At 58.7% G+C, this 235-nt stretch carries 1 protein-coding gene; it reads right to left on the reverse strand.

Annotated elements, in window-relative coordinates; translation table 11 throughout:
* A partial coding sequence (locus tag SB771_RS37130) for a hypothetical protein (RefSeq protein WP_410722301.1) occupies positions 1-202 on the reverse strand: 202 nt, incomplete at its 3' end.
* Between the last annotated feature and the right edge of the window lie 33 nt (positions 203-235).

The following is a 235-nucleotide window of genomic DNA, read 5'->3' on the forward strand; positions in this document are numbered from 1 at the left end:
TTCGGTGGTACCGGATGGAATCGGCCGCGTCGCGCAGCCGGTTTCGCGGCAAACGTTTGCGTCCGGAACACTCACGAGCAATTTTTTTCCGATCCGAACGATCCGCCGACGCTGTAGTCGTTGGCGAGCCAAAAGCCGGGCGGATTTTCGCATGAGGGTAATGGTTGTCATGTGACGACAGATGTTTGAGCGCAACAGCCATACATGCTCAGCCGGCGTGCTTCGCGGACGCCCA

This window comes from Burkholderia sp. SIMBA_051, assembly GCF_046534915.1.
Lineage (GTDB): Bacteria > Pseudomonadota > Gammaproteobacteria > Burkholderiales > Burkholderiaceae > Burkholderia > Burkholderia ambifaria.